Origin of the sequence: Porphyromonas canoris, from assembly GCF_000765975.1 — a bacterium.
Lineage (GTDB): Bacteria > Bacteroidota > Bacteroidia > Bacteroidales > Porphyromonadaceae > Porphyromonas_A > Porphyromonas_A canoris.
Genome location: NZ_JQZX01000012.1, coordinates 69,554 through 95,954 on the forward strand (window position 1 = coordinate 69,554; position 26,401 = coordinate 95,954).

The following is a 26,401-nucleotide window of genomic DNA, read 5'->3' on the forward strand; positions in this document are numbered from 1 at the left end:
CGCGTAACTCGCTGATTTACACCCTTGTTTGCGGAGAGAGAGGATAATGAACTATATTCTTCAACTCCTTGTATCGTAATCTTTTAGTCCTTTTTTCTTCTTTTGGTGTAGCCAAATTGTAGCCACCAGAGAGTTCTTAGAGAGTACTCATAGATACTGCTATTGGAAATACTCACTTGTATTTCTTTGGTTCAAAAGTACTCAAAACAGGAACACTTTCCAAACTATTTGATAGGAAATATTTTATCAGCCTCTTAGCTACAATTTTCAGTGCACGGTGCAAGCCCTTATATATAAAGGGACTTGCACCGTGCACTGACTTTCATTAACCTATACATGGCAAATCCTCCTCAATGGTATCATAATACCAAATAATGGTAATATAATATTCTGTTTCTGAGCTTTTCTCTATGGAACTTTGCAGTAAAAAATATAAATACTTATACGATGCCCAAAAAGAAATGCCCCAAAATGGAAGAACAAGGATGCCTGTTTATTGTCTGTCCAACTTTAGAAATGAGACTTCGAGCTTCTTCCAATCTCAAGAGAGTTGCAATGAATGCAAACATGGAATACTCCAATTTTATTAAAGCTTGTAAGTTAGAGAGCAATCTCAATCTTCGCACCTATCTAAAGTGTGCAAAGGCATTTGACAAGGAGGTTGTTTTACTTCATCTCCCTTCAGGCTTTGTGGAATCTATTACGACTCCTCAGAAACATCAATGGTTCTCTACTATCGAACAAAGAGACCTCATGGAGATTGTACGCAAGCTATTCCAAATAGACACAGAAGTTATACTTTTCCACATTGAGCACTTTGTGCATCAAATGAAAGAGCAAGGAGATGATGAGAGCATGAAGCAACTATTCGCATCATTGTTCGAAGTTGTACAGAAACTTTTGAAGAATTATGGGCACAAATAATCCTCTATCGTTGCTTGACGAAGTCAGAGCTCTTCGTGAAGACATCAGACAGGTGACAGGCTTCATTCTGGAACTCAAACGTGACTACTCGGTACTGGAGGATAAAATAGAATTGAATAGTTCTGATGTTCTTCGCCTTTTGGGCATCTCGAAAGCATCATTGGCGCGTTGGCGAGAAGCTAAAGTTATTCCCTATCGCTACCTGTCGAGCAATCACGTGGTTTATCCTTTTAAGGGCTTATATCTTGCTATCAAGACGGGACGAGCAACTTTCAAGGGCTTTCGCAGGTTAGAGGCTTTGCAGAGAATGAATGCTTACAAAGATGGTATCATTAAAGGCTATATGGGAGAGGATACGGTAATATTTGAAGAACTATGAATCTGAAAGAAGAAATCTTAGCTCGCACCAATCGAGGGTTAGAAGTTTTCTGCTTTTATATGCCGATTGACTTCGTGCCCAAACGTAACTTTAGAAATCCTCTGTACGACGATAGGCGTGCCTCCTGCAATATATATTTGGATGCTAAAACGCAGTGTTACCGTATGAAAGACTTTGGTAATGATATGTATTCGGGAGACTGTTTTTGGTTTGCTGCTACTATTTTGGGATTAGATGTGAAAACAGATTTTCGTAAGGTCTTGGAGTGTATTATTGAAGATCTACATTTGAATATCTCAGATGAAAGTAATGAAAGGAAGAGATATTTGTTACGTTCCTCATCTCCTGTTATCAAGCCTAAGCCACCTACAACAAGTGCAGAGAAACCAAAACGATTCAGGTTATACGAACAAGCCTTTACGAACGAAGAACTAAAATTTTGGATGCGTTATGGCATCAACAATAAAACCCTTGAACGCTTCCATGTTCGCTCCTTGGCTCGTTATGAATCCATCTCATCTCAAGGGAAGCCCTACTTCCTACAAACCTCTCCAGAGGAGCCGATGTTTGCCTATATATTGGGAGATTTTGTAAAACTCTATCGCCCCAAGAGTAAAGTACGCTTTCTTTATGGAGGAGAGAAAACAGAGGATTATATCTTTGGATTTGAGCAGCTCCCCAGTAAGGGAGATATACTCTTCATTACGGGAGGAGAAAAAGATGTACTCACACTCGTTGCTCATCATTTTCATGCTATTTGCTTTAACAGTGAGACGGCTCTTATTCCTGAGTCCACTATCGAAAGTTTACAACTCAGATTTCGACACATTATCCTCCTTTATGACACGGATGAAACAGGACAAAGAGAAGCCGAACGCCAGGCAGAAATACTCTCCCATCGCAACGTGTTGAGCTTGACTCTACCTTTGGCAGGAAGCAAAAATGAGAAAGATATATCAGACTTTTTCGCTTCGGGTAAAACTGAGGCAGAACTTAGAGCCCTGATAACTCATAGGCTATCGGAAATATATACACAAACAATGATGATGCTACGTTCTTGTGAGATAGATTATGACAACCCGCCGGATGCTTCCAAAGCCATAGTGTCTGTAAAAGGTGTCCCCCTTGGGACACAAGATAATCTTCTCTGTGTTACGGGAGGTGAGGGCACAGGGAAAAGCAATTATATCTCGGCTATTCTTTCCGGAGCCCTTGGCATAGAGCGTTTGAATCCCGAACAAACCTTGGGCTTGGAGATTACAGCTAACCCCAAAGGCTTGGCTGTATTGCATTACGACACAGAACAATCGGAAGCTCAGCTGTATAAGAATTTAGGCAAGACCTTACGAAGGGCTTCTTTATCAACTGTACCTGAATTTTATCACTCGTTATACCTTGCCTCCTTCTCTCGAAAAGATCGTCTCAAACTGATTTGCGAGAGTATGGATTTGTTTCACCACAAACATGGAGGTATTCATCTGGTTGTAATTGATGGTATTGCAGATCTCATACGCTCGGCCAATGACGAAAGTGAGAGTATTGCCATAGTAGATGACCTCTATCGTTTAGCCGGGGTTTATAATACTTGCATTATTTGTGTGCTTCACTTTGTTCCCAATGGTATCAAACTCCGCGGTCATATCGGCTCAGAATTACAACGTAAAGCTGCGGGAATTTTATCTATTGAGAAAGATGATAACCCCGAATATTCTGTGGTAAAGGCCCTGAAGGTAAGAGATGGCAGTCCTTTGGATGTGCCGATGATACTTTTTGGCTGGGACAAGGATTTAGATATGCACGTTTATCGAGGGGAGAAATCAAAGGAGGAGAAGGAGAAGCGTAAGACCGATGAACTTATTGCTGTTGTGCGAGAAGCGTTTAAGCATAGCCACAGACTTTCATATCAAGAACTCTGTGAGGTGCTGATGCGAGAGATGGAAATCAAGGAACGTACTGCCAAGAAGTATATTGCTTATATGAGGGAGCAGGAAATTCTGACTCAGGATACAAGTGGGTATTATCAAAGAGGAGAGTTATGTCGAATTTAGAGAATCAAACCGAAGAACTCTGGCAAAAACGCCTGTTTGAACGTATTTTATCTCTGGAAGAAAAAGTCGACCATCTGCTCGTTCTACAAGAGCAATGGATCGACACAAAGATTCACCCTCCCTTAAAGCCCGAGTATCTTGACATTATCGATGTATCTAAACTTCTTAAAGTGGAACAGAAGACTGTCTACAACTGGGTTTGGTCTGGTAAAATACCCTATCTTAAGGCTAATGGACGATTACTCTTTAAGCGAAATGAGATTGATGAGATGCTAGAAAACGATAGAATATTGGAGTAGATGTTGCAACAAATAGAATATCAGAAGTTTGCATGCTCGAACTTAATTGTCTAAATTTGCAAATGGGGACGAAAAGTGTCCCTATTTGCAAATTTGAACAATAGGTAGATTGCCTGAAGATGGTTTACGGAACTTTTATTGAAAGTGTGCTTGCAGAGGGACGACTAACATTCTCTCGCGAGGAACTAATTAGTCGTGGAGTATCTCCTGAGTTAGTAAAGAGAACTATCTCTAGATATACTCAGCTGGGTAAACTATATTCTATCAGACAAGGTTTTTATGCAATTGTTACTCCAGAGTTTAGTACTCAGAATAGAGTACCAGAGGTGTTATTCATTGATGACTTAATGAAATACCTACATACTCCCTACTATGTTTCTCTATTATCTGCCGCAGCTTTACATGGTGCCGGTCATCAACAACCAATGAGTTTCTTTGTAACACAATCAGGCACAAAAATTAGGAATATTGAGACAGGAAAGCATTTGATAGATTTTACTTTATCCCAACATTGGGAAAGTGAGTCCGTTATGTCATTAAAAACAAGAACGGGATATATCCAAGTTTCCACACCAGAAGCAACAATCTTCGATTTGGTTATATCTCAAAAGAAAATCGGTTTAGGGAGAAGTATTGAGGTTATTCAAGAACTGACTGATATTATACAAAAGTCTAAAATGAGATCACTAGTTCGTTTCTACCCTGTTGCGATACGACAAAGAGTAGGGTACATCTTGGACTTCATTGGTGTAGATTCAACAATAATAGAATCTTCTCTAAAATCTGAAATCCTACATAAGGTGCCTTTTTCTCTGTCTAAACCAAGAGTTGGTACAGCTGACGAAAAGTGGAAGGTTATAATGAATGAGACAATAACAACGGATATCCTATGATTCCTCAAAGATATATTATAGAGTGGCGACATATAGCTCCGTGGACAAATGATGCCCAGGTAGAGCAGGATTTGGTAATTAGTCGAGCTTTAGTTGAGATGTTTCAATCTGAGCTGTTGCGCAATGCTTTGGCTTTCCGAGGAGGAACAGCCTTGCATAAGCTATTTATTGCTCCCCAAGTGAGATACTCTGAGGACATTGATTTAGTTCAAATCTCATCAGAGCCCATAAAGCCAATCCTTATGGAAATCCGTAAGCGGTTAGCATTCTTAGGGACAAAACGTGTCGTTAAGCAACACATTCATAACAACACGATATTGTATCGATTTGAATCAGAGATGCCTCCTATTGTCAATCTCAGACTTAAAATAGAAATCAATACACGAGAGCACTTCAGTGTTCTGGGACTACAAGACTTCCCTTTTCGTGTTGAGAATTCATGGTTTTCAGGAGAGACCACCATCAATACATACAAATTAGAAGAGTTATTAGGAACAAAGTTGCGTGCATTGTATCAACGTCGCAAAGGTCGAGATCTCTTTGATTTGTATTGGTCTCTCAAGCAAGGAAATGTTGATTTAGAACAAGTATTGGCTTGTTACCAAAAGTATATGGAGTTTGTCGTAGACAAAGTCCCTTCTAAAAAACAGTTCTTAGCGAATATGGAAGATAAGATGCAGGACAAGGAGTTCCTCTCAGATATGAGAGCTATTATTCGTCCAGGGATAAATTACTCTCCGCAGGAGGCTTGGACACTGGTAAAAGAGAAACTAGTTGATTTGTTATAATGAATCTTGGCACAATCATTAGTAAAACAAATTGTGGCAAGCCTAATAGTAAAGGCTTGCCACAATTTATTTTTATATTTTCCACTTGGGCTTAGAGATTACCACACGACTCATGATGCCCGGGTTTTCTGGCTCGCTCTTCTTAGGAGCGTGCATAGAGGACTGCGGCGTTGTCATGTGTTGGGGCAAAGTGTGAGTAGACTCTTGCGTTGCCCCTTGAGAGGTCGTGTTTTGTACTCCTCCTTGTCCTTGCCTCTTCTTCTCTCCATCTTTGATTTCTTCCTTCTCAGGCTCAGGCGGAGCAAGCTCTAAGGCAATTTTTCGGTCGAGTTCGGCAGCTTGTCCTTTGAGCAAACGCAGTTCGTTCTCCTTCTTCCACGATCCATTGGCAATTGTCGTGTACACCCCAATATCTGCCGTCGCCTTGGCAAGTTCCTTCTCATGTGTCTCAATGACCTTAGGGATACGTTCGAGGGCATTGACAAAGTTAGCACAGGCAAGTTTAGGATCACTGGCGAGCTTACCATTGTTATAGGTGTAATAGATATCTTCCTGCCCTTTGACAAAAAATCGATTGGACGACATCTGAAAGAGGTCTTTCATGGAGCTTTCTGTCTTTACCATGATAGAGAAACCGTAAATCTCTCCGATTTTTTGGTGTTCACCGTTGGTGCGGGCTTTCTCTTCAATCTCCCGCAAGCGTGCTACCATCGTCTTGATGTCGGCACCCTCTTCTATGCCTTTGAGGACAAGTTTATTGATGGGATTGCCTTCTTCATCACGCTGTACTCGGCTCTCAAATGTCGCCATATCGGCTTTTGCCTCTTCAACACGCCCCGTGTGATACTCCACTGAGTGCTGCATCTCAGCCAATTTACCGCTGGCGGCATCACGCTCTTTGAGAAAGGACTTACGCTCTGACTCAAGAGCTGTTATCTTCTTATCAAGCTTGGCTTTCTCCAAAAGGTCTGTATTACCCGAGAGTACGGCCACATATTCCGAGAAGTTCATACCGCTATCCTCGTCCATAGAACCCTCGTCAATCGTACGAGAGCCGAGCGTATTTGTCTTGAGCTGATTGATGAAGAGCTGCTTGTTGTGCAGGAGATTGAACTTATAGCTATCTAATGAACGCTCAACGGCATAGATAATGACATCAACCTTATTGTCGGCAAACTCTTTGGCCACAAGGTTCCCCTTACGGATAGCCCGTCCGTTGCGCTGCTCAAGGTCTGAAGGACGCCAAGGCGTATCGAGATGATGAATCGCTACCGCTCGCTGTTGGGCATTAACTCCCGTTCCAAGCATTTCGGTGGACCCGAACAGGATGCGTATACTTCCCTTATTCATACCCTCGATTACTGCTTTTTTAGCCTTCTCATTTTTGCATTCTTGAATGAAACGGATCTCTGATGAGGGTATGCCATAGCCTTCAGTGAGCTTACGCTTGATTTCCGAATAGACATTCCACTCTCCTGGCTTGTAAGTCCCGAGGTCAGAGAAGACAAATTGTGTCCCTTTTTGTGCGTTATACTTTTGGTAGTAGTCGTTAAGCATTTTGGCGCAGTGGGAAGCCTTATTGTCAATGTGATCTTCGTAGGCAGAATCAATCATGCGTAAGTCAAGGCTCATCTTCCTCGCATAGTCCGTTGCGATAAGCATCTTCGCCTTTTCCTCTTTTTCGCTTAGTGGTTCACGACCAAGAAGAGTGGCATTACTGGTCTTAGCAAACTCCATCAGTCGTTTGATAAAATCCTCCTGCTCAGGTGTTGGTGGAATGTTGTGTAGGATTTCATTCTTTTCTGGTCGATCAATGCCAATGTCTTTGGCTGTACGGAAATCGCAGATCTCCGAATAGAAGGATGTTTGTGAGCACTAACCTATTGATTACGAGCTATTGGCTGGCTGTCAATTAGTCCAAGGGGAACGATTTGGAAACGAGCGAACTGCACTTTATCTCTACGTCCTGCTACAACTCAAAGAACGCTTAACTGCTCGTTGCAAAGGTATCTTATTCCTATCATCTAACCAAAAAAACTCTGATTTTATTTGTAGAAAAAGTATGCTCCCCAATAAAAATTACCCGTTTGGGTATTGTGAGTGTTCAAATAAGGTCTGAACTTTGTAATCGTAACTATTAAGTAGAGATTTCTATGAAAAGATATGAACGAAATCGGATATATCTGTCCGAAAATGACCAAAAGAAGATAAAAGATTATCGAGTTTTGCTCGGAGGTGCGGGTATCGGAAGTAACATTGCAGAAACATTATTGCGTTTAGGCTTTGAGCATCTTACTATTGTTGATGGTGATGTCGTGGAGGAGAGTAATCTCAATCGACAGAATTATCTATTTAGTGATATTGGACGTCCCAAAGTAGAGGCTCTTAAGGAGCGTCTATTAGGGATTAACCCATTGGCTAAGATAGTGGCGATCCCTAAATATATTGACGAAAACAACATAGAAGATATTATCAATGAACATGATGTCGCAATCAATGCTTTAGATTTCAAGAGTGACATCCCATTCATTTTTGACAACCTATGTACAGAAAAAGGGATGTATGTGTTACACCCCTACAATATTGGTTGGGCAAGTGCTGTAATGGTTATTGCTCCCAATGGACAAAAACTTGATAGTTTACTTTCCGAAAACGAAAGTATAATAGGTTTTGAAAAGAAAGCAGTAAAACATCTGACGGACTACTTCAATTATTGGGTCCGTCCAAAAATTTGGATAGAAGAGATAGTTCAGAAATATGAACAAGAAGAGAGCCTGTTGCCACCTCCACAATTAAGTATCGCATCTTCGTTAGCAGGAGGTTTGTGTACTGCCATTATACTGAGATTGGTACGAGGAGAGTTTGTCAAGACTTTCCCGAAGTTCTATTACTACTCCGATTGCGATGACTTAAATTAACTTACGGTGAGTTGCTATCGAGATTGCTTCTGTAATGTTGCTTACTTCGAGCTTAGCAAATAGGCTTTTACGATAGCCTTTCACAGAATCTTCAGATCTATTGATCTGTTGCGCAATTTCACTAACTGATAAGCCTTGGTTCGATAAACGAATCACGGCTTTTTCATTTAAAGAAAGCTCTATCGGTTCTATTTGCTTCCATCTTCCTAATTGAGGCTTAAAAATCCATCTGTTTTCAGGATTACACGAGGAAATATACGCAACTCCAACTTTGGTGGAGGGGGCTAATGAGACAACGCATAGAGCAAGCCAGATATTTCCTCTCGCATCAAGTTTAAGCGGTGTGATTTGATGATTGATTAGCATACTTTCTCGAGGTTCCTTTGCGTATAGATGAAAGTTGTAGGATATACTATACTTCGCTCTGTCTTGCACAGCTATATCACGAAAGAACTCAAACCCAGCACGATTTACTTGCTGTAGAAAAAGGAGATCCGGCTCGGGAACATGTTTCAGATAAAAGTTGTATCCTTCCTCAAGGACATCTTCTACAGCTTCATCACATAAGAATAACGGATTGTCGCATACGTAAAGGAAGTTCATGCGATAGTAATCTATAATGTAGAGTGATTTATAGGTTCCTCGTGCAAATGCCTTAACAGAATCAATATATGGTTGCAGGGTATGATACTCCGACTCCTCTATTTGTGGTCGGACATTACTCGGTAATTGGAACTGAATACTGTCATTTTCTTTCATATACCAGCTTTTATTGCTCTGTGATACAAATATACCAATATATAAGGATTTATTACCCGAAAGGGTGAAAAACATGATAGTTGAACCTTATTGAACTAAAATCACCCGTTCGGGTATTGCGTCCCAAATGCTTCATCACGAGCTTTGCATCAAAATAATATATAATCAATATATGGATAGATTTATAACGCATCAAGGCGACATCTCGCTATGGCAAATCGATAAAAAAAGGAATTGCATCTTTAGCGAAGTTTGTGGTTGAAGAAAACTTTATGCACCACGAAGGAAAAATGCTTTCATCTTGTGAGAGTAGTGAAGAGTATCATCATGTACTACAAGAAGAACAGGCATTCTATGAGTATTCCTCCATTATCGTAGCTAAAAATACTCAAGGAGATATCATTGGTGCCATTCGTATAGCTTGTTGGGATAAAAATCCGCACACCATACCATTGGTAAAACTTTTTGGAGATCATCTCATAGATCTGGAGCAATTACGCCATGATCACAAGCACTTGTGGCATATAGGTCGTTTTGCAATCAACCGAAATTATACAGATAACGGGAGGCTTTTCAAACTCTTGATGCTATATGCTATTAGCCCAATATTTCGATACAATAGAGGTGTCTTATTGGCTGAAATTGATCAAAAACTATTGCGTACATTAGGGGCTTTGCATATTCAAGCGACCCCCCTATCCAAGGGAATAAGTTATCTCGGATCTACCACAATTCCTATCACTATCTACAAAGAAGGATTAGATGAGTTTATGCTCAAGTATGCTTATCTAGCTTTTGATATTCAGTTCAGAGAAACCCAAAGAGAATTACCCGAATGGGTGAAAATCAAGCCGAGAACACAGAATTACCCGAATGGGTATTGTCAAGATAATCAAGGTTATAGAACTTTGCAAATGTAAAACCTATCAATAAGCGCTGTTGATAATTATAAAGTGTGATACAACTCAAATAAGAAGGGCGTGCCCTTCGGATTTGCATCGATAATTTCTTGTCGATCGCAAAAATCAACTCACGAACAAAGTTGGCTTACTTTGGTATCAAAACAGTCCAGGCCTTACTGTAAAGGCACAAAAATCCTTGAGTGAAGAATAGGAGTTATAACTTAAATAATCAATCAAAATGAGTAAAACAGATTTTGAAAGAATCAAGTTTGAAGAACTAGAAGACCGTTTCGAAATGGAAGCTGCAGGGGGATCTTGCGAAAGGAAGTGCTCTGGTGGCGATGGCGGTGATGGTGGTGATGGTGGTGGTAACGGCGGCAATGGCGGCAATGGCGGCACAATCGAAGTCAAGCCAGACATCAAAGTCAAGCCAGAGATCAATTCTGGAGGTGGTACGGGGAGCAATCCATCACTGGCACTATAAAAGATAAGTTAGATCTACTAAACCCCTAACTAAGTTTATGCAATCCTGGAGAGGAGGGACACTACTCCTCTCCAGAGATTGACTATAGAATGAAGGATTGTAGACTTCTTTATAGATTTTTGTAAAATGGAATCTGCAAAAAACGAAAGGGAAATTAGTGTTTCTCAGCAAAAAAAAGGTGTTTGGAATGTATCATACAAAGGAAGATATTTTCAGGTTAATGATATTACGAAACATCTAATTATTTGTATTATTAAGGGGCTTTCAAACGAAGATACTCTGCATAGTGTATCAAAAAAATTTAGCGATATACGATTAGAACACTCTGATATAGATTTGGTTAGAAAAAAGATGGAATCAATAGAGGAGAGTCATATTTGCCACAAAAGTGCATACATAAAATTCAAGAAAACATTAGTTCGGCTAGAAGAGAAGAGGTGTACGACTCTATTAAAAAGATTGTCATCGCTTTTTGACACAAAGGTTGTTGTTGTTGTGATGGCAACATTTTTTTCTCTTTTATTATTGCGACATAGGGATTTATTTTGCGTAAATCGCCATGAATTATTCGCTACAATAAAAAGTAATCCGTTTTTGGTGCTTCTCTATATTGTAATAAGTATTGGAATCATATTTATACATGAGATGGGGCATGCTGTAGCTTCTGAACGCTACAAGGTTTCCCCAAAAGAAATTGGTTTTGGATTTTATCTTTATTTCCCAGTATTTTTCACTGATGTCTCTAGATCATGGATGGCAACAAGACGCCAACGAATTGTGATTGATGTTGCAGGATTTTATTTTCAAATAATATCAATGACAATTCTTTTGCTGTTTTCTTTTCTGTATACAATGCCAAACCATATACTTTTTGCTATAATACTTGACAATTTAATTGTTATTATATATAATATGAATCCATTATTTCGATTTGATGGATATTGGATTTTTAGCGACATTTTCGGCATAACTAACTTGAGAAATAAAAGTTACTTTGCTATAGCGGAAATAGTATTGTGGATTGGGGCTAAGTTTCGACAATGTAATCAGAGAGAATTTTCATACCCAATTCTTGTATATCTCTATTCTTGTATTAGCCTTCTTTTTGTTTTTACGATGGTTTCCACCTTTGTCATATTTGCCTTTAGACGTTTAGTGACATTAATATCAATGCTAATGCAGAATTCTATTCCTTCTGATAATAGTATTTGGATATTCCTTATCTCTACAATACTATTATTTGTGGGAGTTTATTTTTCATCAATTTCGGTAATACAAACAACTAATACAATAAAAAAGTATGTCTTACAACTACGCAAAGAAAGTAGCATCGATTAACTCAATTATCGAGAAAAGATTAAAGGACGGAGAGAATACCCTTCAGAGAGCTATGATAATTGCGTCTCTAAAGCGTTTCTATCCCGAATTAAAAGAAGAACAGTATGATAGTTTTCTTCGTTCTGTTTTGATAAATCAAGAATTGGCATGGCAAGAACAGTCAGATGTAAGCATACTGACCTATTGCACAATATCAGACAACCTTGATCACTTACATACCCCCGCAATTTATTGTTCTTTTCATTTGTCTTCATACAGATTGAGTCTATTGTATTTGCTAACTCTAAAGAAACCTATTACATTATTGGCATCGCAAAAAGTAATTGATTCTCAGAAAGAAATAATTAGTAAATATTCAAGTCTTGCGTCAGGAAATTCTCCAGTGAAACTTATAAATGCAAATTCTCCTCATTCATTATTATCCATGGCAAAAGATCTCAAAGATGGAAGGAGTTTATTTGTATTTATAGATGGGAATACAGGAGTTGGAATTGCTACAGAAGAAACAAAGTTAACATCTGTTAGAATATTAGAATCGGAAATTCTTGCTCGTTCTGGAGTTGCCCATTTGGCTCTTATTACCAATACTCCCATTGTGCCAATCATCACTTTTAGAAATGAAGGAGAATATCCTTCAATTAAGGTGTTTCCTAAACTATTGCCATCTGAGCGATATACAGATCGGAGTATTGAGGCAGATTTGCTAACACGAAAAATATATTCTATTGCAGATCCTTTACTTAAGAAATATCCAGAACAATGGGAGCCGTGGCTGTATCTGTATAATTTTGTTTCAAAGAATCATTCCAAATCCAACAATGTGAAAATATTCAAATTCAACAAAAACAGGTATTTGTTTTGGAATAATAAAAACAAGTCATATTTAATTGACAATGTCGACTACTCTGTAATCGAATTAGACTCTAATACGACAGAAGAATTACAGAAAGATGTGATTTGCATAGAAAACATTCAAGATAGCATACTAAGAAATTTAATTAATAATCAGATCATCATATGAAAAGAAGTTTCATTGTATTCCTATTCATTCTCTCTTCGATAGTATCTCTATCTGCTCAGTCTGTAGTTGAGACAAGAGGTTCCATTGTCGACAAGGCTGGAGATCCTCTGATCGGAGCTGTCATCTTTTTTAGGAATGTGGCTGATAGCCTTGCTACATTCCCTGCGGTTACTGATAGAAATGGGTGCTTCAAGCAACTTTTAGCACCATCTCGGTACTCCTATTCGATCTCTTATTTGGGAGAAGAGTATAACCCGAAGTCCAATCTGTTGACCATAAAGGATCAGCCCATAGACATAGGCACTATTAAGATCTCTGTGAGGGCTGTTCAATTAGGGGAAGTCGTAGTAAGGGTAAATCGTCCCTTCGTCTCATATAAAGGGGTAAACCCTGTGTATAATCTAAATGCCAATCCAAGTATGAAGGGTAGCAACCTATTGGATGGTATCAAACATCTACCTGGCATCTATCAGAGAGAGGGGGCAGGACTGAGCGCTTATGGCATTTATGATGTGACTATTGCTCTGAATGGTCGTGTGTTATTGCTCCCAAAAGAAGAAGTTCTCTCCTATCTTACCACCTTTAACACGAGCGATGTCGAGAGCGTGGAGGTAATACGTAATCCTGGACCAGAATATGGAAACAACTTAGATATTGTACTCAATATCATAACCAAAAAGAAATCTTGGCAAGACGAGTCCAATATCTTTGTCTCCTCGGATATTACTTCTCAGAGAGGAGATCTTTTCTCAGAAGCATTAAGAGGAAGATTTAACCTAAACAAAGGGATCTCTCGCAACTATCTCTCTGCTTCGATCTCTAATCTCAATCGCAAGGAAACCTTAGAGACTACTTTTGGTGTTGATACCACAACGATCACTCCTCGTAGACTTTATGGCATAGAAGCTGGCTCGGATCTTCAGTTGTCCAAGAGTTCTCTATTAGGTGGTCGAATAGGCTTATCTAAGATTACGGAGGCTCTGAGAAACAATCACACGTCACAGGTAAATCTTGACAGGAATGTCGTAACGGGGACTCTATATCATCACTTTAACAGAGACAATTGGGCTTGGGATGTTAATGGGGATATGCTGTTTAGTAAGAGTGATATCTTGTATCAATCACTCCAAGAGGCAGCTTCCTCTGAGCATGATAATAGAACTCAATCTTATCGTGCCACATCAAACTTCTTCTATCGATTCTCTCCTTCTTTCAAGATACAGACAGGCATTATCAGTAGTCACACTTTGCTTAATGAGAGAGCTCAAAAAGGAGAGCTGGATCTGAGATATAGAGAGCATCAAAACTCCGTCTATGCCACACTCTATTATCAGCATAAGAGCATAAACGGACGAATGGGGGTACAGCTTAATAACGACATTCGAGCCTTATCGGGAGTCTTTTCTCAGGACAAAGCACAGAGATGGAGCTGGTGGAATTGGCAACCTTACTTTAGTGTGGATTATAGCATCGCTCGGCATCATTTACTCTCGTTAGTCTTATCGTCCTATTACAATCGCCCACAGTTTAGAGACCTACTACCATATACTTCAGGATCTTCGGGCTTCTTGAAGCGAAAAGGCAATCCCGATCTGAAGAACAGTTTTAGATACAACCTATCGCTCACTTACTCCTTTATGAGGGCTGCCAGTCTTGAATTCAGCTATTCGGACGAACGCCTTCCTATTGTCGAGATGATAAGTCGGCAAGGAAGTAACTACTACCTCTCTCGCAATAATTTGGATAGGAGTCAATACATCAGAGTCGTTGCAGGACTGCCTATTCCTATTATTAACAATCAGGATCTAGGGATAAATTGGCTTGCTTCCACCTACTTTGCATTTCATCGACAATTTGACAGAGGGGTGGTCAACGATAGCCACATAGATAGAACGTTCAATGCTTATTATCTGATGCACAGTCAGAGTCTAAGCCTCCCGAAGAATTGGAACATCTTAGCACAAGCAACCTATTATAGTCCTCTGTTTATGGGAGTATACCAGACTACCAAACCGCAATGGTGGATTGATCTGACCGTGAGCAAACGGATTGCCAACTGGAAATTTTCCCTCTCAGGGCGAGACCTTCTGAATAGCAATATAGCCGAAGGACAAGTCGTAGGACTACCCATGGAGATGCACTTCAAGAAGAATTGGCACCAGCCTTCTGTCACTCTTTCTATCTCCTTATTTATTGGGAATGATAAGCTAAAAGGGACCCGAAAGATGAACACATCAGAAAGTGCCGACAGAATTGTATCAACGGCTGATGAAAGCATTTCTTTGCAGAAAAAATAAAGATATCATCCAAATCTATCAGCATACTCTTCAGTCAGTTTGATCGCTTGCAGTTGGAGTTTGATGAGGAGAGCGGAGTACTTTTCTAGTTTGCGGAGCATCCGCTGTGCAGTGGCGATGGAATGGTAGCTATTAAGCGTTTTGGTTGCTTCGTTGTAGAGAATGCCAATCTTATAAGTTAGGGTTACTATACTAGAGAGTTCACGCAGATATTTCTCCGCTGACTTATCCTCTGTTATCACTTTGAATGTCTCTCCGAGGAGTCTTGCCCTAACAAAGTCACTCTTTGATTTTGCACCCGACCTTTGGTAAAGGTTAATGACCTTCTGTTGGTCTTTAGGATTGGGTAATCTGATGTGCCATCTGTCCCATTTGGGACAAGTGGCACATCTGCCGTCTGGCTTGTCCGTTTTCTTTTCTTTCATTGTTCTTTAATCACGACTTTGGAGTGATTTAATCCCCTTTCGGGTCAAGGGGCTTTGTGCGACAAATGTTAATTTGTGGTACAAAGACACACCTTGCCAATATCAAGATTGGGGTATGCTTGGGTCGCTGATTGCTCAGCATTCAGTAAGTCTGTTAGTTCTTGAGTTCAGAGTTTGCTGTGTAATTCCAAAACGCAGTTCAGAGGTCATTATATGGTTTCAAAATTGAGTTCAGAGGTAGTTGTATGAGTTACTCTGGGACTTGGTCTAAATAGACTAACTGACCAATTGACCAACTGACCTAAGTCTATTCTGACCTGAGTTGGTCTAATCCTACTTCCTGACTGTTAGAATGGGGTTATAATGCCTTTCGAGCATCGCTTGGATGTCGCTCTGCTTATACAATATCTTGCCTCCTATCTTGTAAAAAGCTAAGACGCCATTGCTTCGGTACTCTTGGAGTGTTCGACTGCTAAGTTTAAGCAATTCGCAGACTTCCTCGCCAGTGAGGAAGACCTCTCCGCCTAACATTGGGCGAGCCGAGGCACAATAACGCTCCAATTTGGCTAATACTCCCTCCATCATTTGAGTAAACACCAGTATCTGAGGGTCTTCTCTTGTAATCATTTCATTCTCTGCCATAATGGGTTCATTCAGTTTTTGAGTTCAATGCTTCTGTGATGTCACTCTCTTTGTAGTAGCACTTATGCCCAATCATTGAGAAGGGGATTTTGCCTGTATCTCTGAGCGTCTGCAAGGTTCGCTTGCTGATGCTCAGTCTACGGCAGACGGCTTCGTTGTCGAGCCACGCTTCTGTTTGGGGCGGATTACCAATGAACTGCTCCACTCGGTGGATAAAGTCGGCAAAGGAGGAACGGAGCATCTCCCACGCTTTGCCCTCTACGATGATAATTCTCATTGCTTCGGTTGGTTTTAGGTTGCGTTCTTGATTTAGTGCAAGCAAGGGCTATCGCTCTCGCCTGCTTTGTTATTTGAGGGCAAAATTAGGCGGAGAAATGCAGTCCTCAATGGGCTGTAGATGAAGGCAGAAAGTCAAGGAAATGACAAGAAACGAAGCCTCTCCAATAGGCTTGTATTGCGGTAATGAGATGAGGTGTTGGCTCGTTCCTATGGGCGAGAATTATAAGTTTGAGATGTCGATTTGTCGATAAATCGATAAATCGATAAATCGAACGTTCGATTTATCAAGAGTTTTATAATCTGTTTGAGCGATAGCCAGCACGATTGTTTGAGCTACCTCTCAACCGATAGTCAGAGCGATAGATAGCTTTAAGCCTTGCTTGCGTCCAAAGAGCCTGAGTCTGTCGTGTTCGTTCGGGCTTTTCTCTCGAGGGCGGTCTTGCCGAGCAAGGTGGGAGGGAATGAATACTACCGCTATAATACAAGAAGTCCTGCGGTAGAGATTCTTCCCTCCCTCCGCAGGACTTGACCTTGATAGGCAAACAGACCGCCCTTGTACCTTTGCCCGATATGAATACGACCCTTAGGCGGTGGACGGCTCGGCTTGGTTGGATATTGACTTCTTTCTTGGTGGACAAACTCGCAAGGCTTTGCGTAGCGTCTGTGTCTGCTCGCTTCCCATTAAGGGGAGCATCTCCTTGGCGATTTTCTGCTTGCTGACTTTGGCATATAGCTCCGTAGTGGAGATAAAGCGATGCCCTAACATTTTACTCACTGTCTCAATCGGTAAGCCGTTCTCCAAACAAATGGTCGTGGCAAAGGTATGTCGTGCCATGTGCGAACTTACTTCTGTCGATGTTGAGCAACCAGCCTTAACGAGCAGCTCACGAATTTTACGATTGAAATAGCAGTTTACTGGGAACTCTCGAAAGTATAGCCCCTCAGTGCGTCCTTGCCCTACAAAGGCGAGTATCTCCTCCGCAATAGGCAGGAGTGGTACAATGCAACAATTCTGCGTCTTGGTGCGGTAGAGCGAGATGTATCTGCGTCCATCGCTAAGGGTATAGATGTCCTCCATACGCAGTTTCTTGATGTCTGAGAAAGCCAAACCAGTGAAGCATCCCAAAAGGAATATCAGTCGGTGGTGGTTATCCATAGAGCGGTGCGGACGATAAGCCAATAGTTTCTGTAAGTCGTCTCCGCTAAGGCTATTTCGCTCGTAGGTGGGTGTTTCGATGTCTATGAGTTCAAATGGGTCTTCTCGCATATAGTCCTCCATAATAGCCCTACGGACAACTTGATGCAAATGCCTAAGACGATTAGCAACACTGCTTGCTTTATTACCTAAATCACGAAGCATATAGAGGCGATAGTCCTCTATCAAAGCCTTATCCACTTCGTAGGGTAAGCATCGCCTCTTTCCCTTGCTGTCAAGGAAACGAGCAAAGCTCTTGCAACTATCCCCAAAGGCTCTAATCGTAGCCTTGCTAAGCGTCTTACCGCTCTGTGCCTCCTTCTCTTGGAGTAGCGAGCTATAAAGCTCCACGAGCGTTTGTTGGGGCTTGTTCTGACGCAGATGCTGCTCTTTGAGGTACTCGGCTGTGATGTAATGCTCCTCTCGGAGAATACGCTCATAGAGTGCATTCAATCCCTGCTCAGTTGCATTCAGTGTGTTATTGATGCCTTGTGCTGTGGGAGCGGAGCTTTTTACTTGCCCCCTCTTGGCTTGCCAATCTTCGGGGGCAGTATATTGCTTGGTAGAGAATGAGGAGGTTTTACCATTGCAGGAGATACGACAGCGGATAAGACACAGCCCCTCCTCGTTAGTCTTGCTTCGGTCTATATAAAACAGAACTGAGAATGTACTTTTCATTGTGGTAGGCTTAGTTGGTTAAACGATAGTGGGCTATTTCGGGAAGAATACGCTCTACATCTCTAAACACACGCTCGGGAGAAGTCTCGGCATAGACTTGTGTAGTCTTGATTTGACTATGCCCTAACATCTTCGACACACTCTCGATAGATACCCCTTCAGATAGGGTCATCTGCGAGGCAAAAGTGTGGCGAGCCATATGGAAGGTTAATCGTTTAGAGATTTTGCAGAGCTTGGCAATCTTCTTGAGGTGGATATTGACGGTATCTGCCCCAGGAATGGGTAGAAGATAACCCTTGGGCGGTTCGTGCCGAAAAGCTCGGTTGTGAATACCTTTGTATTGCTCAATGAGGGCAGATGCCTCGGGCAAGAGTGGTATGTGGCACATATTGCCAGTCTTGACTCGTGGTTTGCGTATCCAAGTCATACCACCTTCTTCGATAAGATGCTCTGCTGTGAGGTGGTAAATATCCGTGTAAGACAAGCCCGTATAGCAAGAGAAGACGAACATATCCCTTGATACCAGCTCATAATCGCCCAGTTGCGTTTCGTCTAAGGCTACGATACGCAGGAGTTCCTCCTTGGTAATGTAGCGTGGCGAGCCAACATCCCAACGGATAGAATAGCCTAAGAAAGGGTAAGAGTCGATGATGTGCCGTTTGTGTAGGTCTTTCAGTAGCGATGCCAGCATAGAGAGGTAGCCAGCCGTGGTATTGAGTTTGTATCCCAGCTCACGAGAGAAATAACCCTCGAAATCCTCTATAAAGGCTCTGTCGGCTTTGGGTGCAGGCACATCGCCCATTCGATGGCGGTGTTTGATAAAGGCTTCGAGATGGTTGCGGAATTGCAAAAGGCACTTATACCTTCGCTCACTGCGGTCTATGCCCACACGCTCACGAAAGCGTGCGAGGTATTCCTCCAAATGATAGAGTAAACCTTGGCTACCGCTGTTTAGCCCAAACACAAGGGCTTTGACCGCCTCTGCCGTTACCGCTTCGCCTTGCTTACGCTGTAAGCCCTCAAAGGCTCGATGGACGGAAACTTGCAAGCGGTCGAGCTCAGTATTCACGGACACGGCTTCGGCACTCTTGCCTACAAGCCTATTCTTACGGCTATCCCATAGCTTGGGCGAGCAACTTGTCTTGCAACTAAACTGTACCATTGTTCGCCCCACACTTAGGCGAGCCATAATGGGGCTTTTGCCGTCTTTGCTCTGCGTACTTCGCTTGAGGTAGAAGAGCAACTTCAATGTCTTTTCTTTCATCGTTGTTTTTGTTTACAAAGTTAGACCTCTAAGAGATAGTTGTCGCTGCGCAAAACGCTGAAAACGAATGAGAAAGCATCGTTTTAGTTGCCACTTTTTTCCTCTTCTTGCCAAAGCCTCAAAAGGGGAACGATTTGGTAACTAAACTCGCTCCTTTTACCGCCCTTTTTCGCCTTTTATCCTCGGTGCAAGGTGGTGCAGATATACTCAATCTTATCTGTTAATCAGATAGATAGCATTTCTCTGCTATTCCTTGCTCCCAACTCTCATATTTCCGAATAGAAGCTCGCAAGTTCCGGCACCTTAATGAAAGTGCGGAAGCGTTCCTTCTGAATGATTTCATTTGTTACTGAAAACTCATAGTCGGTGCTTTTCTTGGCAAAGACTGCTGCCCAAGCATCAAAGCTGTTGATACCTTGCTTCTCAAGGGCTTGCGGACGCAGGTATTTGAAGAGCAAATAGAGCTCGGTCAAACTATTGGAGATCGTCGTGCCGGAGAGGAAAGTCGCTCCCAAGTCCTTGCCCGACCGCTCCTGAATGGTACGAATCGCAAAGAGCATATTGAGTGCCCGTTGTGAGCCATCGGGATTCCCCAAGCCTGATACACGGTCATGACGGGTATTGAACATCAGGTTCTTAAATCGATGCGACTCATCCACAAAGAGGTGATCAATGCCCATCATCTTAAAGTCTACGGCATCGTCCTTGCGTTCGGCTATGCTGTCTTGGATATCTCGGAGCTTAACCTCTAAGGTCTGCTTTCGTTTTTCCAAGCCCTTGAGCATACCCCGAGAGATGTCCCTATCCTGTTGGCGTAACACCTCGAAGTTCTCTTCCACCGAGTCCATCTCCTTTTGCAGGATAGCCTGCTGTATTTCGAGGGCCTGAGGGATCATTCCAAACTGCTCGTGGGTAAGGATAATACAGTCCCAATCATTGTTCTTGATGTCGTTGAAAATACGTTGGCGGTTCTGCTTGGTGAAGTCCTCTTTACCGGGATAGAGGATTTTGGCATTAGGGTAAGCTTTGCGAAAGGTATCGGCAATGTCAAAGACGTTCGCCTTTAGACCGATAATCATCGGCTTATTCACCAAGCCCAATCGCTTCATCTCGTAGGCTGCTGTACACATAATGAGAGTCTTGCCTGCTCCTACTTCATGGTCGCAGATACCCCCTCCATTGGTTTTGAGCATCCACACGGCATCCTTTTGGCTCTTATACAGGTCGGGAATCCCTAACCTCTTGAGGTCGAGGTTAGGGAAAGATTGATGCGAGCCGTCAAAGTTTGGACGGACAAAGCAGTTGAAGAGTTCATTGTAGCGATCAGCAAGTTGCTCCTTAAAGCTCTCAGGACTTCTCCCCAGCCAATCGACAAAACCTTGGCGGATCTCTTCAATCTTGGCATTGGCTTGCTGTATTTTCTCTCCATCTCTGACTTTGATGGTTTTCGTTTCCCCCGTGGTCTTATCTACCACCTCCTTGTTCTTATTGATGTCGGGGATGGTATTATGTAAGGCATGCTTGAGGAGATGTAAACCATCATAGCGACGAAACTCTCCTTGCACCGCATACTTGTGCCAGATACTGGCATTCTTCCTATCACAGCTAATCGTGTACTCATCCATGTTGGAATGGTAACTGATACGAATGTCCGTTTCAAAGAACTCGGAGGCAAACTTCTCGTATACACTACTCGGAATCCAACGCTCTCCGAAGTTAAAATCAAGGTCACTAAAAGGAATTGGCGTTGGGCGCGCTGCCATGAGTGTTGCCAAGCTCTGCTTACCTTCCTCATGGTCGGGGTGGTCAAGCAACCAAGAGGCAAGCCTATCGGCTTTCTCAATCACATTGCCTGATACGAACTTGTCGGCAACCTCGTAACCATCTATCTCGGGATTGAAATAGATGCGTCCTTCCAAGGCAGAGAGGATATCCGACTCTTCCATCTCAGGAAGCAGAGAACTCATATAGTCAAGTTCTACCGTGCCGTACTTATTGAGCGAAGTACTGAGTGCTTCCAAGGGGTCGGCAGCAATGGTGAGTTCGGATGTGGAGAATGCCGTTGGATGGTCAAAGATATCGGCTTTGACAAATTGACCATTTTCTGACCTTTCGAGGAAGAGCATCTCTACCCCTGTGGCATCCATCTTGATGATATCGATATTGCTCTTCTGATTGAAATGTCCCCAGCGAGCGACATAGCTATCATATAGTCGATTGAGTTTGCTACGCTCCTCTCTTTCTTCGGAGTGGTTGATTGCTTCATAGTCGTATAGGCGATGATAGCTCTCACGCACCTCAATATAGGCTTTCAGTCTTGACAGCTGCGCATAAGGCAAATCCATCGGATTGAAAGTCGGATGCCTTTTCAAATCGGAGATAAAACCCACTTGACCATTCTGCAATACGATAGAACCATCCCTCAAATGTGAATCGGGAGCAGAGAGAAAAGGGCGAGGAGAAGCGTCAAAGATTTTCTTAGTTTCGGTAGTGAATGGAGCCGAATAAGACTCATTTTCATTTGCGAAATCGAAGAGGCTGCGTTCGTAGCCACTTGCCGCTCCTCCTTTTTTGCCGGCTCTATGACGACGTGGTGTGGTTAAATGACCTGGCTTTGTTGTGGAAGTTGTGTCCGACTTCTGCTTGGGCGCAGGGATGGGTTCTTTAATACTTTCGTTGAACAGTGCCACCTCTTGTGTCCATAGCGTATACTCCTCAGGAGCAAAAAGAAAAGTCTCAGACCAATCAGGATTCTCCATTATGGGGTGGTGGTCATCGTCAAAGTAAACCGTTTGACCATTCATCTCTCGGGGAGGTTCTACATCTGTTCGTATTTCGGGTACCTCCTTCTGGTATTGATGGTGTAGCGTCAACGTAGGAACACCTTCGGGAGCGGGTTCTTCTTGAGAGGGGAGACTAACCGTAGGCTCTTGCCTTTCTTCTGCATGCCCCACCTCAGTTTCTCCCTCTTCTGTCTCTTCTTTCTTCTCTTCATCCACAGATTCCATTTGAGGAATAGCTTCCTTGGTATATCGTCCTCTGACAAGTTCCGCGAGTTCTGCGATTTCGTGAAGTTTCTGAGGTTTGAAGTATAGATCTCGTTCTATACCTAAGCCATGTATATTGACTTCTGCCATCTCATCGAGAGACATAATACCGAGTTCCCATTCATAACCCATGGTTACCGCACCGAAGCCGATACGCTCTTTGGGGTCATATTCGAGCAAATAAGCTGTGTAAGCTCCCATCGGAAAGAAGTAGCGAGCATAGGCGACTTTATCTCCGATAAGTTCCCCTTCAGTGCTGTAGAGTTTAGGTAGCTGTTTCTCGATGCTCTTAGGCAGGAGCATGTAGGCATCGTTAATCTTGTCATCCAACTCTGCTCCTTTGCCTTTTTCCTCTTTGGACTCAGACAAGCCTGCTGTTACACCTAATTGACGGAGCTTCTTTTCGGCTTCAGCTTGTCGCTCTTCTTCTGTCATAGCGATGCCTGTTTCGTACAACTTTCTGTCAAAACGCTTCTTTATATCCCCTGAGAGCTGAAAGCGTAGACTTTGAGCCATCTCTTCGATACCGCCATCGAACTCATAGACCCACGTGGGCTTTCCATAAGGGTCTGTACCCATTGTACGACTTGTGGCGACGGTGTGTTTCATCACTTCCTGCCACTCACCCTCAAAAAGAGAACTGTGATTAAAGGCAATAGAGAAGCCATCACCTTTGGGTACCGGGAAAGTGCCGACAAAGGCTTGCTCCAAACCTTCACCAATATCTTTACCTGACTGCTTTTGCAGGACAATGAGGTCGCTTCCGACTTCTGTGCCGGCATTCTCACTGAACATACCCGAGGGTAGGCGAATAGCCGAGATAAGCCGACTGTTTTGCATCAGATAGCGACGGATAGGCTCGTTACGTGGGGCATCGAGGACGCCTTGTGAAGTGATGAAGGCAAGTACTCCACCCTCTTTGAGTGTATCCAGCCCTTTAACGAAGAAATAATTATGAATGGCTCTGGTAGATTCGCTCTTGAGTACATCTTTACCCTTGGTGTAACTACGGTCGTAGACCATGAAGTCTCCAAAGGGGATGTTACTTGTCACAAGGTCGTACTTATCCTTGTCCTCCACTTCTCCAATGGCTTCAAAGGGCTGGTTCTGAATGAAGATATTCCCTTCGCCATAGGGGTGCAGGGCTTGTGAGATACGAGCCGTCAGGAGGTCTTTTTCCATGGCATCGACAAGGCTTACTTTGGACGCAAAGGTCTCGGCAAAAGCCCCCATGCCTGCGGAAGGATCCAAACATCGCTTGAAGGTAACCCCGGTTGTCGCAATGGAGTCGGCAATAGCTGAGACAATGTGTGTGTTCGTGTAGAAAGAGGTGAGCACACTCGCCTTGATACTATCCCAATAACGTTTGGCGGTATGGGCATCTATCGCTTCTCGATAAATGAGTTGCTTGAGTTGTTGCGTGGGAGCAAATAGGTTTTGCTCTGAAGCAGACCAGTGTCGGATGTCCTCGGCTTGGTCACATCTGTTGAGGACACACTTGAGTCCTCCAAAGCCCTGATATCCTCTTAATATAGTTTTTTCAGCCTCAGTTGCCTCTCGACGTTCTTTCTCTAAGCGGAGTACGACACGAATAGCTTCGGTATTAGCCTCTAAAACAACTTTCTTATTGTATGCCATGGTTGTAAATCAGATAAGGTTACACAGTCGATAGTGAAGAGCGTATCTTGCACTATCGACTGTTCGTTTTTTGCGGTGAAAGAAAAAAATGTTTTTATCCCTTCTTTTTCTTACCCTCAAACTCAAAGGTTGTACTGTTGTCGTCTTGGAGAACGAGTCGAGCATTGAACTTCTTACCGGCCTTGCTCACCAAGCCTTTGAGAATGGGTGTTCGTTTGGTATTGATCAGGTCTCTGAGATTATCCTCAGAAAGAAATGTGCCACAAACTTCTCGGAAGATGACGAAGCCACAGCCCTCATGTCGACACCTAGCAATCTTTGCATAGATACCGACACTTTCGTTACCACACTTGGGACAGCGATAGGTCGGGTAGCTCTTTTGGGGAAGCGATAGCTTCAAAAGCTCTCGACAGATTTGCTCGGTGTACTCTGCAATACGCAGACTAAACTGTTCGACAGATGCCGAACCGGACTCAATCGCAGAAAGGGCAACTTCCCATGTTCCTGTCATCTCGGCATTGGCGATACGCTCGTCTTTGACAATCTCATAGACCGAAAGTCCTTTTTCTGTGGGTACGATGCTTTTCTTTTCCCGTCGGATGTACTCTCTCAAAATCAGAGTCTCGATGATGTTTGCTCGTGTGGCAGGTGTTCCGATGCCACATTCTGCCATCGCTTGACGGCTTTCTGCTTCTTCGACCTCTTTGCCGGCATGTTCCATAGCCGAGAGCAAAGTCGCCTCAGTATAGAGGGGCTTAGGTTTCGTTTTGTGTGTTGTGATTCTGGCAGAGCTGGCCTGAAGAGTTTCACCTTCTGTAAGGTTGGGAAGAGATGCCAACTGCTCTTCTTCATTTTCTGTCTCCTCTCCTTTGTTCTTCTCTTTATTCTCTTGGGCAACGGCTTTCCAGCCGGAAGATAAAATATGACACGCCCTCCAAATATAGGAATGGGTGCCATCCGTGAAGATGACCTGCATACGCTCCTCTTCTGAGTTCGGAGAGAAGGCTTCGATAAAGCGTGTACAAATCATCTGATAGATGGTGTTTTCACCTGCACTGAGCCCCAATGCCCTTTCTCCGGTTGGGATAATGGCATGATGGTCTGTGACCTTACCATTATCCACGCTATGACGGTTGAGAGGAGCTGTCAAGCCTTCTCCAAGCATACTGAGAATAACAGAAACTTCCTCGAAGACATCTTCACTGATGTAACGACTGCCTGTGCGGGGATAGGTTACGACTTTCTTCTCATAGAGAGATTGAGCTATCGAGAGTGTCTTGTCTGCCGAGAAGCCATACTTCCGATTTGCCTCCTTCTGAAGTGTGGTAAGATCATACAAGAGTGGTGGAGGAGTAGTTCCTACCTTTCTTGTGAGCGATGATACGGCCAATCGGCCCTGACTGTGGAGGGCACTGAGAGCAGTCTGTGCCGAGACCTCATTATCGAAGCTGTTTGTGCTAATGGCTTTGAGGAGGATGCCCTCCTTCTCCACTAAGGCATTCACTCTCCAATAAGGGACAGAAGAGAAGTTCTTGTTTTCAAGGTAACGACGGCATACCATCGCAAGCGTTGGTGTCTGTACACGTCCCAAAGAGTAACCTCCCTTACGAGCGATCGACAAGGCCCGACTGGCATTGATACCTACAAGCCAATCAGCCTCACTTCGAGCTTTAGCGGAATAGTAAAGGTTATCATAGTCTCTCCCTGCTTTCACCTGAGCTAAGCCCTCACGGATAGCTTTATCTGTAAGTGAACTAATCCAGAGTCTGTCGAATGGCTTGTGGCAGTCGAGGTATTGATAAATCATGCGAAATATCAACTCTCCCTCTCTTCCTGCATCGGTTGCTACGATGATGCGTTCTGCCAAACCAAAGCAATGACGAATGGCTTTCAGTTGTTTTAGAGCAGCAGGATCATCACATAGTTCTTTATCCTTGCAGACTTGGCGAACGATGAGTCGGAAGGGCTCGGGACGAATGGGCAAGTCTTCGGCTTTATAGGTAGAGTAGCCATAAACTTCGGGCATGGCCAGCGTAATGAGATGTCCCATCGCCCAAGTTACGAGGTAGCCACCTCCTTCAAGGTATCCCTCCTGTTTCGTATTTGCCCCTACAATACGAGCAATATCACGAGCTACCGAGGGTTTCTCAGCAATAATACATGTTATCATGGTTGGTTAATCT

21 protein-coding genes are annotated in these 26,401 nt (G+C 42.9%); 12 read left to right on the forward strand and 9 right to left on the reverse strand.

The genetic code is table 11. The annotated features are described in order from the left end of the window. Positions 1-471 precede the first annotated feature (471 nt). The 6 genes from HQ29_RS06725 to HQ29_RS06750 all read left to right on the forward strand — a co-directional run bounded on the left by HQ29_RS06725 (position 472) and on the right by HQ29_RS06750 (position 5,331). Positions 472-924: a hypothetical protein gene (locus HQ29_RS06725; protein ID WP_033317141.1), complete on the forward strand. Its 453-nt coding sequence runs from the start codon at positions 472-474 to the stop codon at positions 922-924. Beyond that, positions 911-1,303 (forward strand): hypothetical protein, encoded by a 393-nt coding sequence (locus HQ29_RS06730; protein ID WP_036868627.1) that lies wholly within the window; start codon positions 911-913, stop codon positions 1,301-1,303. The genes HQ29_RS06725 and HQ29_RS06730 overlap by 14 nt, the downstream gene beginning before the upstream one ends. Further along, on the forward strand, positions 1,300-3,351 hold the full coding sequence (locus HQ29_RS06735; RefSeq protein WP_036868630.1) for a toprim domain-containing protein: 2,052 nt from the start codon (positions 1,300-1,302) through the stop codon (positions 3,349-3,351). Before HQ29_RS06730 ends, HQ29_RS06735 begins: the two co-directional genes overlap by 4 nt. After that, positions 3,339-3,650, forward strand: coding sequence for a helix-turn-helix domain-containing protein (locus HQ29_RS06740; protein WP_036865067.1), 312 nt, complete (start codon positions 3,339-3,341; stop codon positions 3,648-3,650). The genes HQ29_RS06735 and HQ29_RS06740 overlap by 13 nt, the downstream gene beginning before the upstream one ends. A 119-nt stretch (positions 3,651-3,769) precedes the next feature. Further along, a complete protein-coding gene (locus HQ29_RS06745) occupies positions 3,770-4,543 on the forward strand; it encodes a type IV toxin-antitoxin system AbiEi family antitoxin domain-containing protein (RefSeq protein WP_018964971.1) in 774 nt (257 codons plus the stop codon). Continuing rightward, positions 4,540-5,331 (forward strand): nucleotidyl transferase AbiEii/AbiGii toxin family protein, encoded by a 792-nt coding sequence (locus HQ29_RS06750; RefSeq protein ID WP_036868634.1) that lies wholly within the window; start codon positions 4,540-4,542, stop codon positions 5,329-5,331. The genes HQ29_RS06745 and HQ29_RS06750 overlap by 4 nt, the downstream gene beginning before the upstream one ends. 72 nt (positions 5,332-5,403) lie before the next feature. Here HQ29_RS06750 and HQ29_RS06755 read toward each other — a convergent pair whose 3' ends face one another. Then, on the reverse strand, positions 5,404-7,068 hold the full coding sequence (locus HQ29_RS06755) for a helicase-related protein (RefSeq protein WP_235318030.1): 1,665 nt from the start codon (positions 7,066-7,068) through the stop codon (positions 5,404-5,406). Positions 7,069-7,484: 416 nt separating this feature from the next. Between HQ29_RS06755 and HQ29_RS06760 the strand changes: the two genes are divergently transcribed. Beyond that, positions 7,485-8,249 (forward strand): ThiF family adenylyltransferase, encoded by a 765-nt coding sequence (locus HQ29_RS06760; protein ID WP_025837274.1) that lies wholly within the window; start codon positions 7,485-7,487, stop codon positions 8,247-8,249. On the opposite strand, the gene HQ29_RS06765 is transcribed toward HQ29_RS06760, so the two are convergent. Further along, positions 8,241-9,008, reverse strand: a complete 768-nt coding sequence (locus HQ29_RS06765) for a response regulator transcription factor (protein ID WP_036868636.1) — start codon at positions 9,006-9,008, stop codon at positions 8,241-8,243. The genes HQ29_RS06760 and HQ29_RS06765 overlap by 9 nt on opposite strands. Before the next feature lie 254 nt (positions 9,009-9,262). Here HQ29_RS06765 and HQ29_RS06770 point away from each other — a divergent pair, with 254 nt between their 5' ends. The 5 genes from HQ29_RS06770 to HQ29_RS06790 all read left to right on the forward strand — a co-directional run bounded on the left by HQ29_RS06770 (position 9,263) and on the right by HQ29_RS06790 (position 15,050). Continuing rightward, positions 9,263-9,928, forward strand: coding sequence for an N-acyl amino acid synthase FeeM domain-containing protein (locus HQ29_RS06770; protein ID WP_036868638.1), 666 nt, complete (start codon positions 9,263-9,265; stop codon positions 9,926-9,928). A 220-nt stretch (positions 9,929-10,148) separates the two neighbouring features. Further along, positions 10,149-10,394, forward strand: coding sequence for a hypothetical protein (locus tag HQ29_RS10300; protein WP_025837280.1), 246 nt, complete (start codon positions 10,149-10,151; stop codon positions 10,392-10,394). Positions 10,395-10,520: 126 nt separating this feature from the next. Further along, positions 10,521-11,732: a zinc metalloprotease gene (locus tag HQ29_RS09935; protein ID WP_025837283.1), complete on the forward strand. Its 1,212-nt coding sequence runs from the start codon at positions 10,521-10,523 to the stop codon at positions 11,730-11,732. Next, entirely contained in the window at positions 11,695-12,753 is a 1,059-nt protein-coding gene (locus tag HQ29_RS06785) for a lysophospholipid acyltransferase family protein (RefSeq protein ID WP_025837285.1), read from the forward strand. Before HQ29_RS09935 ends, HQ29_RS06785 begins: the two co-directional genes overlap by 38 nt. After that, positions 12,750-15,050, forward strand: a complete 2,301-nt coding sequence (locus HQ29_RS06790; RefSeq protein WP_025837287.1) for an outer membrane beta-barrel protein — start codon at positions 12,750-12,752, stop codon at positions 15,048-15,050. The genes HQ29_RS06785 and HQ29_RS06790 overlap by 4 nt, the downstream gene beginning before the upstream one ends. Positions 15,051-15,055: 5 nt before the next feature. Here the strand turns inward: HQ29_RS06790 and HQ29_RS06795 are convergent, their stop codons facing one another. The 7 genes from HQ29_RS06795 to topB form a co-directional block, all read right to left on the reverse strand. Next, positions 15,056-15,475, reverse strand: coding sequence for a plasmid mobilization protein (locus HQ29_RS06795; protein ID WP_036852788.1), 420 nt, complete (start codon positions 15,473-15,475; stop codon positions 15,056-15,058). Positions 15,476-15,808: 333 nt separating this feature from the next. After that, positions 15,809-16,117 carry a helix-turn-helix domain-containing protein gene (locus HQ29_RS06800; protein WP_025837292.1) on the reverse strand — a complete coding sequence of 103 codons (309 nt, stop codon included), beginning with the start codon at positions 16,115-16,117 and terminating at the stop codon, positions 15,809-15,811. A gap of 7 nt (positions 16,118-16,124) precedes the next feature. Continuing rightward, positions 16,125-16,394 (reverse strand): helix-turn-helix domain-containing protein, encoded by a 270-nt coding sequence (locus HQ29_RS06805; protein ID WP_025837294.1) that lies wholly within the window; start codon positions 16,392-16,394, stop codon positions 16,125-16,127. A 585-nt stretch (positions 16,395-16,979) separates the two neighbouring features. After that, positions 16,980-18,269 (reverse strand): site-specific integrase, encoded by a 1,290-nt coding sequence (locus HQ29_RS06810; protein WP_025837296.1) that lies wholly within the window; start codon positions 18,267-18,269, stop codon positions 16,980-16,982. A 10-nt stretch (positions 18,270-18,279) separates the two neighbouring features. Beyond that, positions 18,280-19,533, reverse strand: a complete 1,254-nt coding sequence (locus HQ29_RS06815) for a site-specific integrase (protein WP_025837298.1) — start codon at positions 19,531-19,533, stop codon at positions 18,280-18,282. Positions 19,534-19,799: 266 nt separating this feature from the next. Continuing rightward, entirely contained in the window at positions 19,800-24,218 is a 4,419-nt protein-coding gene (locus tag HQ29_RS06820) for an Eco57I restriction-modification methylase domain-containing protein (RefSeq protein ID WP_036868641.1), read from the reverse strand. Between the two features lie 94 nt (positions 24,219-24,312). Continuing rightward, entirely contained in the window at positions 24,313-26,388 is a 2,076-nt protein-coding gene (topB, locus tag HQ29_RS06825) for a type IA DNA topoisomerase (RefSeq protein ID WP_036868643.1), read from the reverse strand. Between the last annotated feature and the right edge of the window lie 13 nt (positions 26,389-26,401).

Bases quoted from the DNA above. Each gene is read 5' to 3' on its own strand.
- HQ29_RS06725 (WP_033317141.1), top strand. From the start codon at position 472: ATGGAAGAACAAGGATGCCTGTTTATTGTCTGTCCAACTTTAGAAATG.
- HQ29_RS06730 (WP_036868627.1), top strand. From the start codon at position 911: ATGGGCACAAATAATCCTCTATCGTTGCTTGACGAAGTCAGAGCTCTT.
- HQ29_RS06735 (WP_036868630.1), top strand. From the start codon at position 1,300: ATGAATCTGAAAGAAGAAATCTTAGCTCGCACCAATCGAGGGTTAGAA.
- HQ29_RS06740 (WP_036865067.1), top strand. From the start codon at position 3,339: ATGTCGAATTTAGAGAATCAAACCGAAGAACTCTGGCAAAAACGCCTG.
- HQ29_RS06745 (WP_018964971.1), top strand. From the start codon at position 3,770: ATGGTTTACGGAACTTTTATTGAAAGTGTGCTTGCAGAGGGACGACTA.
- HQ29_RS06750 (WP_036868634.1), top strand. From the start codon at position 4,540: ATGATTCCTCAAAGATATATTATAGAGTGGCGACATATAGCTCCGTGG.
- HQ29_RS06755 (WP_235318030.1), bottom strand. From the start codon at position 7,068: ATGGAGTTTGCTAAGACCAGTAATGCCACTCTTCTTGGTCGTGAACCA.
- HQ29_RS06760 (WP_025837274.1), top strand. From the start codon at position 7,485: ATGAAAAGATATGAACGAAATCGGATATATCTGTCCGAAAATGACCAA.
- HQ29_RS06765 (WP_036868636.1), bottom strand. From the start codon at position 9,008: ATGAAAGAAAATGACAGTATTCAGTTCCAATTACCGAGTAATGTCCGA.
- HQ29_RS10300 (WP_025837280.1), top strand. From the start codon at position 10,149: ATGAGTAAAACAGATTTTGAAAGAATCAAGTTTGAAGAACTAGAAGAC.
- HQ29_RS09935 (WP_025837283.1), top strand. From the start codon at position 10,521: ATGGAATCTGCAAAAAACGAAAGGGAAATTAGTGTTTCTCAGCAAAAA.
- HQ29_RS06785 (WP_025837285.1), top strand. From the start codon at position 11,695: ATGTCTTACAACTACGCAAAGAAAGTAGCATCGATTAACTCAATTATC.
- HQ29_RS06790 (WP_025837287.1), top strand. From the start codon at position 12,750: ATGAAAAGAAGTTTCATTGTATTCCTATTCATTCTCTCTTCGATAGTA.
- HQ29_RS06795 (WP_036852788.1), bottom strand. From the start codon at position 15,475: ATGAAAGAAAAGAAAACGGACAAGCCAGACGGCAGATGTGCCACTTGT.
- HQ29_RS06800 (WP_025837292.1), bottom strand. From the start codon at position 16,117: ATGGCAGAGAATGAAATGATTACAAGAGAAGACCCTCAGATACTGGTG.
- HQ29_RS06805 (WP_025837294.1), bottom strand. From the start codon at position 16,394: ATGAGAATTATCATCGTAGAGGGCAAAGCGTGGGAGATGCTCCGTTCC.
- HQ29_RS06810 (WP_025837296.1), bottom strand. From the start codon at position 18,269: ATGAAAAGTACATTCTCAGTTCTGTTTTATATAGACCGAAGCAAGACT.
- HQ29_RS06815 (WP_025837298.1), bottom strand. From the start codon at position 19,533: ATGAAAGAAAAGACATTGAAGTTGCTCTTCTACCTCAAGCGAAGTACG.
- HQ29_RS06820 (WP_036868641.1), bottom strand. From the start codon at position 24,218: ATGGCATACAATAAGAAAGTTGTTTTAGAGGCTAATACCGAAGCTATT.
- topB (WP_036868643.1), bottom strand. From the start codon at position 26,388: ATGATAACATGTATTATTGCTGAGAAACCCTCGGTAGCTCGTGATATT.